Source organism: Emticicia aquatica (assembly GCF_923079645.1).
Lineage (GTDB): Bacteria > Bacteroidota > Bacteroidia > Cytophagales > Spirosomataceae > Emticicia > Emticicia aquatica.
Window position 1 is genome coordinate 1699000 of record NZ_CAKLPY010000001.1, and the last position, 13344, is coordinate 1712343.

General features: G+C 34.2%; 11 protein-coding genes. 4 read left to right on the plus strand and 7 right to left on the minus strand.

Annotated elements, in window-relative coordinates; all coding sequences use genetic code 11:
- Positions 1 to 24 precede the first annotated feature (24 nt).
- Positions 25 to 2826 (plus strand): M16 family metallopeptidase, encoded by a 2802-nt coding sequence (locus tag MJQ71_RS07345; protein WP_238805921.1) that lies wholly within the window; start codon positions 25 to 27, stop codon positions 2824 to 2826.
- A gap of 69 nt (positions 2827 to 2895) precedes the next feature.
- On the opposite strand, the gene MJQ71_RS07350 is transcribed toward MJQ71_RS07345, so the two are convergent.
- Positions 2896 to 4809, minus strand: a complete 1914-nt coding sequence (locus MJQ71_RS07350) for an ABC-F family ATP-binding cassette domain-containing protein (RefSeq protein WP_238805922.1) — start codon at positions 4807 to 4809, stop codon at positions 2896 to 2898.
- Positions 4810 to 4868: 59 nt separating this feature from the next.
- Positions 4869 to 5753, minus strand: a complete 885-nt coding sequence (locus MJQ71_RS07355) for a carbon-nitrogen hydrolase (protein WP_290370172.1) — start codon at positions 5751 to 5753, stop codon at positions 4869 to 4871.
- 169 nt (positions 5754 to 5922) lie between these two features.
- Here MJQ71_RS07355 and MJQ71_RS07360 point away from each other — a divergent pair, with 169 nt between their 5' ends.
- Together MJQ71_RS07360 and MJQ71_RS07365 are read left to right on the plus strand one after the other, a co-directional pair.
- Entirely contained in the window at positions 5923 to 7263 is a 1341-nt protein-coding gene (locus tag MJQ71_RS07360) for a DEAD/DEAH box helicase (protein WP_238805923.1), read from the plus strand.
- Positions 7264 to 7306: 43 nt separating this feature from the next.
- Positions 7307 to 7987, plus strand: coding sequence for a hypothetical protein (locus MJQ71_RS07365; RefSeq protein WP_238805924.1), 681 nt, complete (start codon positions 7307 to 7309; stop codon positions 7985 to 7987).
- Between the two features lie 38 nt (positions 7988 to 8025).
- Here the strand turns inward: MJQ71_RS07365 and MJQ71_RS07370 are convergent, their stop codons facing one another.
- The 5 genes from MJQ71_RS07370 to trpF form a co-directional block, all read right to left on the minus strand.
- Entirely contained in the window at positions 8026 to 9231 is a 1206-nt protein-coding gene (locus MJQ71_RS07370; protein WP_238805925.1) for a lipoprotein N-acyltransferase Lnb domain-containing protein, read from the minus strand.
- A 75-nt stretch (positions 9232 to 9306) separates the two neighbouring features.
- Positions 9307 to 10314 carry a toast rack family protein gene (locus MJQ71_RS07375; protein ID WP_238805926.1) on the minus strand — a complete coding sequence of 336 codons (1008 nt, stop codon included), beginning with the start codon at positions 10312 to 10314 and terminating at the stop codon, positions 9307 to 9309.
- Positions 10315 to 10428: 114 nt separating this feature from the next.
- Positions 10429 to 10923 carry a PspC domain-containing protein gene (locus MJQ71_RS07380; protein ID WP_238805927.1) on the minus strand — a complete coding sequence of 165 codons (495 nt, stop codon included), beginning with the start codon at positions 10921 to 10923 and terminating at the stop codon, positions 10429 to 10431.
- Positions 10924 to 11014: 91 nt separating this feature from the next.
- On the minus strand, positions 11015 to 11236 hold the full coding sequence (locus tag MJQ71_RS07385; RefSeq protein ID WP_238805928.1) for a PspC domain-containing protein: 222 nt from the start codon (positions 11234 to 11236) through the stop codon (positions 11015 to 11017).
- Between the two features lie 198 nt (positions 11237 to 11434).
- Positions 11435 to 12037, minus strand: coding sequence for a phosphoribosylanthranilate isomerase (trpF, locus tag MJQ71_RS07390; RefSeq protein WP_238805929.1), 603 nt, complete (start codon positions 12035 to 12037; stop codon positions 11435 to 11437).
- A gap of 125 nt (positions 12038 to 12162) precedes the next feature.
- Between trpF and mnmA the strand changes: the two genes are divergently transcribed.
- Positions 12163 to 13284: a tRNA 2-thiouridine(34) synthase MnmA gene (mnmA, locus tag MJQ71_RS07395; RefSeq protein WP_238805930.1), complete on the plus strand. Its 1122-nt coding sequence runs from the start codon at positions 12163 to 12165 to the stop codon at positions 13282 to 13284.
- Positions 13285 to 13344: the final 60 nt, after the last annotated feature.

The window sequence follows — 13344 nt, forward strand, 5'->3', positions numbered from 1 at the left end:
AACACTAAACAACTCTTTTATTTAATGAAAAAAATCATCCACCTCATTCTGACATTTGCTGTATCTTCTCAGCTTTTTTCTCAAAAACTTAATATTCCAATTCCTAACAATCCTGCCGTAAAAGTTGGAACGCTCAAAAATGGATTAAAATATTACATTTTGAAAAATGCTGAACCTAAAAACCGCATGGAATTACGTTTGGTCGTAAACGCTGGTTCGGTTTTAGAAACCGATGCTCAACAAGGTTTAGCTCATTTCATGGAACACATGAATTTTAATGGAACAAAGAATTTCCCTAAAAATGACCTTGTGAATTTCTTGCAAAAATCTGGGATGAAATTCGGTGCTGACCTTAACGCTTCAACTGGTTTTGACGAAACTATTTATCAACTACAAGTTCCGACAGATTCAATCAGACTATTTGAAAGAGCATTCCAAATATTGGCCGATTGGTCGAGTTTGGCCACGCTTGATACAGCCGAAATAAACAAAGAACGTGGAATAATTCTAGAAGAAGAACGTTCGAGAGGAAAGAATGCACAATCTCGAATTCAACAAAAACTTTATCCTCTTTTATTCAATAATTCTCGTTATGCCGATAGACTTCCAATAGGAAAAGTTGAGATTTTGAAGACTTTTAATCCTGAAGAAATCGTAAAATTTTATAAGGATTGGTATCGCACCGATTTGATGGCGGTGATTGCGGTTGGAGATTTTGACCAAGAAAAAGTTGAAAGTTTGATTCAAGAAAAATTTTCTAGCTTGAAAGCACCGAAAAATGCTCCCAAAAGAACTAAATATGAAATCCCTCCTGCTGCAGGAACATCCGTTTCGTTGATTTTAGATAAGGAAATTCCACAAACAACTTTTCAGATGCTCACGAAATTGCCTCGTGAAAAAACAATTACTCAAGCCGATTACAGAACTGATATAGCAGAAAACCTTTACAATCAAATGTTAGGTAATCGTTTGCAAGAAATCAGTAAGCAGCCAAATGCTCCATTTGTGTTCGGAATTATGAGTTATTCACCATTTTTGGCGAGTTTAGATGTTTTTCAAGCAATAGTTTTACCAAAAAATGCTGAAGGATTAGAAAAAGCAATCAAAGCAATTATTGATGAACAAGAACGCTTGAAAAGATTTGGATTCACCAAAGGCGAACTTGAAAGAGCTAAAAAAGAATATTTTACTAGCGTCGAAAAAGCTTATAAAGAAAAGGACAAAACTAAATCGGCTGCATTTGTTAATGGCTTAGTTCAAAATTATTTGCAAGGAACTTCATACACAAATGCTGATTTTCGATTCGAGTTCACCAAAAACAACCTTGATGGAATTACACTTGAAGAAATAAATGCTATTTCCAAAAAAATCATTAAGGAAGAAAATAGGGTTGGAATTGTAATTGGTTCGGAAAAAGATAAGGAAAAGTTACCAAGTGAAGATAAAATCAGAGAATTAATTAATTATAAAAACCCTGATTTGAAACCTTATGAAGATGATGCTATTTTGACGCCAATTCTTGAAAAAATTCCAGAAGGAACAAAAGTTGTTTCGGAGAAAAAAATCGAATCAATTGGAGTCACAGAATTGATTTTTGGCAATGGTGCTAAAGTTGCGTTGAAACCAACAATTTTTAAAAATGACCAGATTATTTTCTCTGCAACCAGCAAAGGTGGCACTTCTCTTTATAATGATGTAGATTATTTTTCGGCCGAAATGGCATCAAATATTGCTTCTCAAGGTGGTGTTAGTAAACTTTCGGATATTCAACTTGACAAAGCCTTGGCAGGAAAAGTGGCAAATGTATATACATACGTTGGTGAATTAAACGAAGGTATTGGCGGAAGTACAAGTCCAAAAGATTTAGAAACGGCTTTGCAGTTGATGTACGCCTACGTAACGCAACCACGCCGTGATGATGAAGTTGTGAAAAATTTCTTGAAAAATGAGAAAGAATTGCTCGCAAATTCAATCAAAACACTTACACCTGAAAAAGTATTTGGTGATACTATCAGCACCACACTTTATCAAAATCATCCAAGAAGGTTACCAAATAAAGCCGAAGATGTTGACAAAGTAAATATTGACCGTGCCTTTGAAATTTACAAAGAACGGTTTGCAGATTTTAGTGACTTTACTTTCGTTTTTGTAGGTAACTTTGATATTGAAAAAATAAAGCCTTTACTCGAAAAATATATTGGAGGCTTACCTTCACTCAAACGTCAAGAGTCATTTAAAGACCTAAATATTAGCAAAGTAAAAGGAAAAATAGAAAAAAATATTTATAAAGGTCTAGAAGACAAAGCAAGAGTAAATCTTCAATTTAACGGTGATTTTGGTTATTCAGAAGAAGAATTAGTTAATTTGGATGCATTAGCCGAAATTCTTGATATTAAACTCACAGAAAAACTCCGTGAAGAAGCTGGCGGTGTATATACTCCAAGTATTCGTTCTTCTTACGAAAAACTACCGAAAGCAACTTATAATTTAACAATTTCGTTTGGTTGTTCACCTGCAAATGCTGAAAAATTGGTTCAATTAACTTTAGATGAAATTGCTAAAATTAAAACAAATGGGCCAGAAAAAATTGATGTAGAAAAGGTAATTGCCGAAGAAAAACGCTCAATAGAGCTTCAACTAAAAGAAAATGGTTTTTGGGCATCTTACTTATTAGACCAATATTCTGATGGAGAAGACCTAAATTATATCCTTCGCTTTAACAATGAGTTGATTGATAAAATCAGTATTGAAAGTGTAAAAAAAGCAGCTAATCAGTTTTGTGATGAAAACATGGCTAAGTTTGTTTTGCTACCAGAAAAAAAATAAAAGTTTTGTTAATAAAAAAAGAGGCTGTTCTGAAAATATTTTCAGAACAGCCTCTTTTTTTATTATTGTTTAACCTTCCAATTCTAACATTTTTGCTTCCCACAAATCGTTTTTTTGCTTTAAATCCATTTTCACGAGTTCATAATCACTGTTTGTTCTTTGCAAAGCATGATTATCAGTAAACACGGCTGGGTCGGCCAATTTACCTTCTAGAAGTGCCATTTGTCTTTCTAATTCAGTAATTTTAGCTTCAATTTCTGCCACTTCACGTTCCAGTTTTTTGATTGTATTGGCATTAGCAATAGGTTTATTTGCAGGTGCATCTACTTTCTTTACATTTTGTGAAGAAGTATTTACAGAAGGTTGAGGTGCATTTGTAATAGACTTTTTATTGTCCTCCTGCCACTGCTCAAACTCATCGTATGTTCCTGGATATTCTTTAATTTGATAATCTTCAATATACCAGATTTTGTTGGCAACTTGACTCACAAAGTGACGGTCGTGCGATACAACCACATAAGTGCCTTCGTATTGGTCAAGTGCTTGAATCAAAATATTGACCGATTGCATATCTAAGTGGTTGGTCGGCTCATCAAGTAGCAAGAAGTTTGCTTCTGAAATTAATACTTTCGCTAGAGCAACTCTCGATTTTTCGCCACCTGAAAGTACTTTTATTTTCTTAAAAACATCTTCTCCATTAAATAAAAAACAGCCTAAAACAGACCTTAACTCGGTGTCTGATTTTCCTCCATCGGCATATTTCAATTCTTCCAACAGGGTTTCTTCCATGTGAAGCGATTCCATCTGATGCTGGGCAAAAAATGAAAAATTGACATTATGACCTAATTTACGTTCGCCTTCCACATTTTCATCCCCAGCAATTATTCGCAACAATGTTGATTTTCCTTTACCATTTGCTCCAATTAAAGCAATTTTATCGCCTCTTTCAATGATGGCAGTCGTATTTTTTAAAATCACTTTTTCTCCATAAGACTTGCTTACATTTTCCAAAGAAAATACATTTCTACCTGGGTTTACCCCAAATTTAAACTTAAAATGAACCCTCGCTGTTGCATCAATTACATCATCAATTAAATCAAGTCGATTCAATGCTTTTACTCTTGATTGCACTTGACGAGCCTTCGTTGCTTTAGCTTTAAAACGTTCAATAAAACGTTCTGTTTGTCTGATTTGTGCTTGTTGATTTTCGTAAGCTCCTTTCTGAATCTCGCTACGAAGTGCTTTTTCTTCTACATAATATGAATAATTACCAGAATAAGAGACTAATTTTGCTCCAGTAACTTCAACAGTAGTATTGCATACATTGTCCAAAAACTCTCTATCGTGAGAAACTACAATTACCGAATTTTCATAATTCAAAATGTACTTTTCAACCCATTGAATCGAAGGTAAATCCAAGTGGTTGGTCGGCTCATCAAGTAATAAAAGTGCAGGTTTTTGTAAAAGTAATTTGGCTAGCATTACACGCATACGCCATCCACCCGAAAACTCTTTCAAAGGTTTGTGTAACTCTTCGGTTTTAAATCCAAGTCCTTCCAAAATTTCCTCCGCTTTCGATTGAATTGTATAACCGCCTAAATGGTCGAATTCTTCCTGTAAGTGTCCTAGTTTATCAACTAATTCATCACGATAATTGACTTCCATTTCATGCAGAACTTTGTCGATTTCTATTTGTAAATAATTTTCACGTTCAAAAGCTTGCATCGCAACTGCCAAAATCGAATCTTGCGTTTGGTATGATAATAAATCTTGATTCAAGAAACCAATCGAACAATCTCCAGCTTTTGAAATATTCCCTGCATCGGGTTGATACTCACCTACAATTAAACGTAGAAGCGTCGATTTTCCCATACCATTCAAGCCGATTAAACCAATTTTATCTTTTGGTTTAATTTGTAAATTTGCTCCGTCGAAAATAGGTCTTCCGCCAAAATAAAATGATAAATTACTGATTGTAAGCACTTTGTGTTATTTATTATAAATGGTAAATTATAAAATATTGTATATGAATCAGCTAATTATTAATCAATAAACCGCTTCAAAATCGGGCCATAACTATCAACTCTTCTGTCACGGAGATACGGCCAAGTTGTTCGGTATTTTTCGGTTAAATCTAGATCAATTTCTTGTACATGTACTTCTTCTTGGTCATGCGATGCTAAATAAAGCAAACTTCCGAAAGGATTTGCCACAAAACTTCCACCCCAAAATTGTTGGTCAGCCTCACGCCCTACTCTATTGACAGAAACAACATGTAATCCGTTAGCAACTGCGTGGCTTCGCTGAATTGTCTGCCAAGCATTGTACTGTTCGGTGTTCATATTTGAGTCTGGTTCGTTAGTATCCCAACCAATTGCAGTTGGATAAAATAAAATTTCCGCCCCCATTAAGGCAGTAATTCGTGCTGCTTCTGGGTACCATTGGTCCCAACAAATTAGCACGCCTAATTTTCCATATTTTGTTTCAAAAATTTTATAACCTAAGTCATCTGCCGATGCGTCGCCCGGGGTAAAATAAAATTTTTCATAATAACCTGGGTCGTCAGGTATGTGCATTTTACGGTATTTTCCAAGGTATTTTCCATCAGCATCAAGAATGGCCGTTGTGTTATGATAAAGTCCTGCCGCACGTTTTTCAAATAAAGATGCAATAATTACAACATTATGTTCTTTAGCAACACTTGATAACAAATCGGTTGTAGGCCCAGGAATTGCTTCAGCCAAATTAAAATTTTCGTGACTTTCAACATCACAAAAATAAAGTGAAGTAAATAACTCTTGTAAACAAACTATATTTGCTCCTTTTTGAGCTGCTTTCTTAATTCCTTCGATTGCTTTTTGGGTATTTTCGGCAATATCTGCCGTGCATGACATTTGTACTAATCCAATATTTACTTTCCGCATAATTCTCTTTTTTTTTGCAAAGATACTTTGTTTAATTAAGAATGTAGAATGTAACATATAGAATTGTTGGTTTTCTACGAAATAAGCTCGTATTCTTGAATTGGCTATTTACTAAAAAAAAGAAGTACCTTTGTACAATCCTAATTTGTTAGGACTAACAAAATTATCATTTATGTCATTTGAATCATTAAATTTAATAGAGCCTATTCAACAAGCTCTAAAGGCTGAGGGCTACGTCAATCCAACACCAATCCAACAACAAGCAATTCCAATCGTATTATCTGGTCAAGACCTCTTAGGATGTGCCCAAACAGGTACAGGAAAAACGGCTGCCTTTGCCATTCCAATCATACAAAAACTCTATCAATCAGGCGATAATACAAGAAAAGGTCGTCGCAAGATTAAGGCTCTTATTGTTACTCCAACACGTGAATTAGCCATTCAGATTGGTGAAAGTTTTGCCGCTTATGGTGTAAATACCGACCTTAAATATACAGTGATTTTTGGCGGTGTAAAACAAGGAAAACAAACCGACGAACTCCATAATGGTGTAGATATTTTGGTAGCAACTCCAGGTCGTTTATTAGATTTAATAACACAAGGATTTGTAAGCCTTAACGCCATCGAAATGTTTGTTTTGGACGAAGCCGACCGCATGCTCGACATGGGTTTTGTACATGATGTGAAACGTTTGATTAAACTTTTGCCGACCAAAAGGCAATCGTTGTTTTTCTCGGCCACAATGCCTGATGAAATCGTGAAACTAGCATCAACAATTTTGCATAATCCTGCATCTGTAAGTGTTACACCTGTTTCTTCAACGGCTGATACGATTAATCAATTTTTGTATTATGTAGATAAAAAAGATAAAAATGCATTGCTTTTAGACATTTTGAAGGACTCCAAAATTGAAACTGCATTAGTTTTTACGCGTACCAAACATGGAGCAGATAAAGTTGTAAAAATGTTACTTGCGAAGCAAATCAAAGCGGAGGCCATTCACGGAAATAAAGCTCAAAATGCTCGTCAACGAGCTTTGACCAACTTTAAAAGCAAAGAAACTCGTGTATTAGTGGCAACTGATATTGCTGCTCGTGGCATTGATGTGGATGAATTAGCACATGTTATCAATTTTGAAATTCCAAATATTCCCGAAACTTACGTTCACCGAATTGGCAGAACTGGGCGAGCTGGTGCAAACGGAACAGCATATTCATTTTGTGAAGATGAAGAATTGGCTTATTTAAAAGACATTCAACGATTAATAGGCAAGAAAATTCCAGTAGTAGAAGAGCATCCATATGCCATGAAACCTAACTATGCTGTTGCTCCACCTCATGCACAAAAAGCACCTGCTAGGGGAAATTCACGTCCGAATCCAAATGCAAGAAATAATTCAAACACAAGACCGAATAGCAATTCAAGACCAAATACAAAACCAACGGGAGAAACTTCACAAGGTACTGGAAAACCAAAAAAGAAATGGTACGGAAATAATGGTAAAAAAGCGTAGATTTCATATTTTTACAAGTATAAACCTAATGTTTCAAATATCAATGAAGAGAATATTTCTAATTTTGACTTTAAGTAGTATCATTTTTTCTTGTCACAAAGAGCAAAAAAAAGAAGAAAAAGCACTTGGTCTAGGCAATTCGATTTGGGTAAATGCCAAATACTTAGAAACACTCGAGCGTACAAAATCGCCTTTGCAAGCAAAAGTTTTTGCTGATACTGTAATGCTTAGTTTTAATCTAAAAGCTGATACAGCAAATGTCGTTTGGAATTTTCATGAAGGTTCTGCTTTTCTAGTCAAGCAAGGTAATAATATACAATTTTTTAATGCCTATGAAGAAAAAAAATCACCAGAAATGGAAGGAAATCTTCAAAATGGATTATTTAAAATCAACCAAACTTCCTTCAAAAAAGTGGATACAACTGGCTTTATTGAAAAGAAATTTTGGATTGGAAAATATTCAACTTCTCGTGGAAATATAGATTTAAAGTTTGATGGCAAAGTTACTGGCGTTGACTCATTAGAAAGTTACTATGTTTGGTGTGATTATGTAACCACTCAAACCGACATTGACCTCGTTGATTTCTTTGATAAAAACAATAAATCGACTACTTACGGCTATAAATTTGCTGGAAAAGAAATAATTTTCTATGAATTTATTTGGTCAGAAGAAGGGTTAATTGGAAAAGCAGGAAAAGAGTTATTTCGCTTGAAAAGAATTTGAATAAAAAAGACTTCGGTAACCCGAAGTCTTTTTTATCTTCAAAACGAGCTTAGTTTCTTTCGTAATCTCCACCAAACAAAAAAGGCTCTCACGCACAAAGTCATTACTACAGGAACAAGAGCATAATTGATTTCTTGTGGAAAAGAATTCCACGCCAACAAAAACAAAATCAAGATAATCCCATAAGCCAAAAAGTGTTTTGATAACCATGAACGGTCAGGTACAGAACCGCCTTTTTTGTTTTTGAGTAACAATGCAATTGGAAATAAAAGCGGGTATGTCCAAATAATATTGAGATTGTTTTCGGTAACGCCATGGTCTGTAAAAAACCAAAGTAAAAATATAAACCAACCCAAAATACCAGCAATTGTAAATAAAATTTTATCAAATAAGAAATTATTATTTGACTTCAAAAATTGATAAACGGTCAAAGCCAAAGCAAGTACAAATAATGTCCAAAATAAAATATTGGGTGTAATCAGTTCCTTTTCCTTATCAGCAGCAAAAAGCATTTCACGATTAATATCCATTTTTGAAACCACCAAAGGCTGCCATTTTCCATTACGATTAATTTTAGCGGCATCGAAAGCAAACATTAAATTATCTGGCAAAAACATCGCACCATTTCCGCCTGTAACTTCATCAGATGGCTCACCAATGGCTAAATCCATTCCAAAATCTGCCCAAAGTTTTTCGTTTTTACGAGCATATTTGTCAATCCATTGTCGGTAAGAACTATCAGCATGTAACGTTTTGTCATATACGAGACTATCACCACAGATTCTTTTTACAACATCACGCAAACGCGTTGAACAATTATCATAAAAAAACTTATAGGCATATTCTCTATTTTCAGGCAGATAATTGGTTTGAAGAAAATTATAAATTCCTTCTTTTTGTGTTTGTGAAAGATTTAGCACTTGCTCTATTACCGAACGGTTTTCTTGACTCCAACCAGCCAAATCATTTTCAAAATAATTGCCACTGATTTGATATGGTAAAGTTCCACGTAAAAACTTAACATAAAAACCCTTCGTTCGGAAATCAAATGCACCATAATTATATGTAATATCTAGCCCTTGTCGAGGGTCATGAACACGGATTGCACTATGACCAAAAGTAGAATATAACTCTGCACCAGGAGAAACAGTTAGTAAACTTATGGATGCTTCTGGAGAAAGATTTTGAGCAAATGAAAATGAAGAAATAAAAGCAAAAAGGAAAACTATATAATATTTTTTCATGCAGAATTAAGGTTTTCTGCAAATATAAAGTAAATCCTTACAGATTTTAAAACCTGTAAGGATTATTTTATTTTATTAATAACGGTCAACTTTCAACGAAGAAAGGCCACTATCAACATTTAAAGTGATTTTTTTTGTGGCGGTATTAAAGCCTTTTGTTTGCCAAACACCATTTCCAACTTTCTCGAAATCATCAAAATCTTTAGCATTCAACGCACCATCCATCTTAATTTCACAACCAACGCTTTCTGGCACTTTGATTTTTACACTCGCAACCCCTGAATTTATATCAACTGCTGTATTGTCCTGTTTATCACCCAATTTAATATCAATTGAAGCTGCACCTGTTTCAATATTTAATTTTTTAACTTTGTAGTTACTCAAATCAAAATCAACTTCGCCAGCACCGATTCCCATGTCAATTGTCCAAACTGGAGCTGTACTTAATTTGAGAAGTACATCATTATCCATATTGTTATCTTCATCAAAATTGAAATGAAAGTTTTTGCCTTTTCCATCTTTCATGCCAAAATCAATTACTTTGCCTCCATCTTTTTTCTCCTCTTCTAAAGTATAACCACCTTTAAATTGTAAAAAAGTAGTTGCTTCAAAAAGGCGATTTTTAGATTCTTCTAAATCGAATTCTGCGGCTCCACCTTTCAAATTCAACGTAGCTTCTTTAATATCAGGCGTCATTTCGACAGCAAAATATTGTTTGTTTCTATCGTTCGTAATAGTATCCGAATTTGACGAATCATCATCATCGTCGTCGTCAAAATCATCAATATCAATATTTATTCCATCGCTTAAATCGTCTTTAAAATCACGAACGCCATCATCTACGCAAGTGAAAATTCCGAGTGGAATTGCAAAGGCAATCAATAAAGCAGAAGTTGCATTATAAATACTTTTCTTATGATTAAGAAATGCAGCAACACCAGCCAAAATAAGCATTATTGGCCAAAACTCAGCAATTTTACGAAATGACCAATTCAACTCAAACCAATCAAGGTTTGTTCCAAGAAACAAGAAACCTACTACGATGAGTACGGCTCCCCAAAAAATATTACTTTTCCTTTCCATAATATTGTTAATGTAGAATGATTGTTATGGGTGAAATGATTTCATTTCACTTACAAATTTTGATAAAAAAAAACACCCTACTTTCATTGTTGAGGTTCGGGTGGTTTTGTATGATTAAATTCCTGAAGAAGAATCGTTATTGGTAAAGTTGGTAAAATTATCGTCTTTTTTATCTTTTACAATAAGCCAAACACCAATTCCAACCAATACCAAAGGCCACATTTGACCGATATAATGCCATAAATTAATATGGAAGAATGTTTTGAACGAGAAAATAATACCTAATACGATGAGTACGGCTCCCCCTACTAAATTACTGTTTTGATTGTGACGGCTCATAATTGTAAAGTTTGAGTTTTGAGAATTAATATCATTAGTTGAGTTAAAATCAGTTGAATCGTTCACTCCTGCAAACCCATAATCATGTTTGACTGGTAGCACTACCCACAAAATAAAATAGGCAAAAAATGATGGTACAGGAGTAAAGAACAATAATACAAAAACTACTCGAATAAGTGTAACATCAATGTTGAAATATTCGGCTAAACCTTGTGAAACTCCTCCGAGCATCGATTGACGGTTTTTGATTCTAAATAATCGCTTTTCCATTGCTTATAACCCCAAAAGGGAGATTAGAATATTTGATTAAAATATTTTATTTGGGTAGTCAACCATTATTAAATGATTGACTACCAAGTTTTTAATTAGTTGGTGAATAATTAATTGTAGCCATTTGAGACTCTTTGGTTGGCATCACAATCCAAAGAACAATATAAGGTATTACGGCTGGAATTGGAGCGAAAAACGCTACAACTAATAATACACGTACGAGTGTTACATCAAGATTGAAATATTCGGCTAAACCTGCGGCAACGCCACCAATCATTTTACTACTTTTAATTCTAAATAATCGCTTTTCCATTTTTTTAATATTGTTTATATTTTTGCTTTTTCTTTTTAAATCAATCATATCTTTGTGATTGATGAAACAAAGATATAGGTGAAAGACGGTACTATGTATAGCAAACTACATGAATGGAAAAAAATAATGTCAAAGGGATTTTTTTGAGGAGGATTTTATAATTTAGTATATGAAAGGTTAATTTTTAGTGATGAAACATCAATCTTCTTCAAGAATTTCAAGAATTTCACTCAATTCATCATAATCTTTGTAACCTGGTCTGATTTCGTTACTTCCTTTTAGAGCAATACCTTTTACTGGCATTTCTGTCAAAAGCTCGGTTACATTGTTGGAAGTAACACCAAAATCTAATACAATTGGATAATTAAAAGCATATTCTTTTAAAGTATAGCGTGCAAAATCTGAAAGTTCACCTCCATCTACCAAAAAGAATTCGACAAATTGTGAATATCTTTCTAAATAATCTTCAAGATAAGCACTTTCAAAATCTAATTTAAGGATTATTGGTTTACCTAAATCAGTGATTTGTGGTAAAAGTGTAGCATCTGTAATTTGTAAAATATCAATTTCATAAGCCTGCAAAAAAGCCTTAATCTCTTCATAATCAACACTTTGAGTTTCTCCAACAATTAAAATACCAGCCACCCAAGATTTAATTTCTTTCATTTTTTCGGGCGAAGTATAATCAATTGAATGTTTATCCATCACAAATCCAATCATCTCCACTCCCATTCCAGCACAATACCGTGCATCTGAAAGATTGGTTACATTACTAACTTTTACGAGTGTTTTTAAAGCCATTATCTGTTAAATTCAATTTTTGAAGTCCAAATTTACCTCAGAACTATTCACAATCAAATTCTGTTAAGTATTTTTGTACAAAATTATATCTAAACGGTGGGCTTTGAACCCACGCAGTAATCAAAATGAGCAAACACGGACGTATTTTAGTCGCCATGAGTGGCGGCATTGACAGCTCTTTAGCGGCTGTTCTTCTACACGAACAAGGTTATGAAGTAATTGGCATGACCATGAAAACTTGGGATTACGCTTCCTCAGGCGGTAGCAAAAAAGAAACAGGTTGTTGTAGCCTCGACTCAATCAATGATGCAAGAAACATTGCTGTTAATTTAGGATTCCCACATTATATATTAGATATTCGAGAAGAATTTGGCGATTATGTAATTGACCATTTTACTGGTGAATATTTGGAAGGAAGAACACCAAACCCTTGTGTACTTTGCAATACACACATCAAATGGGATGCTTTGTTGAGGCGAGCTGATAAATTGGATTGTGAATTTATAGCCACTGGACATTATGCAAATATTCGAGAAGAAAATTCAAGATTTGTCATTTCGAAGGGAATCGATACTTGGAAAGACCAAAGTTATGTACTTTGGGGCGTTTCGCAAGATAGTCTTTCTCGTACGAAATTACCATTGGGTCATTTGAAAAAATCAGAAATCAGACAAATGGCAACCGATAAAGAATTTTATGATTTAGTAAATAAAAAAGAATCTTACGAAATTTGTTTCGTACCTGATAACGATTATCGTGGATTTTTGAAACGTCGGGTTGAAGGTTTAGAAGAAAGTGTGAAAGGCGGAAATTTTGTATTTGAAGATGGAACAGTTGTTGGAAAACATGAAGGTTATCCATTTTATACCATTGGGCAAAGAAAAGGTCTTGGAATTGCTCTAGGAAGCCCTGTTTTTGTCACTGAAATCAGGAAAGAAACCAACGAAGTTGTATTAGGAAAAGAAAAAGAACTTGATAAAGACGGCATGATGGTTGGAAAATTAGTCATGCAAAAATATGCAGATTTACAAGGAAAACCTTTGGAAACCGTTACAAAAGTAAGATATAAACATGATGGTTCGCCTGCTCAAATTATCCAAGAAGGAGATAAAATGAAGGTTTTATTTCACGAACCAGTAAGTGCTATTGCACCTGGACAAGCGGCTGTTTTTTATGAGGGCGACGATGTTGTTGGCGGCGGATGGATATTAAAAAGTTTTAGGAACGATGATTTTACCATGAATTAATAAGATTTTACGTAAGCCCTCTTCAAATTTGTTGAGGGCTTTTTTGATATAATTTTTATG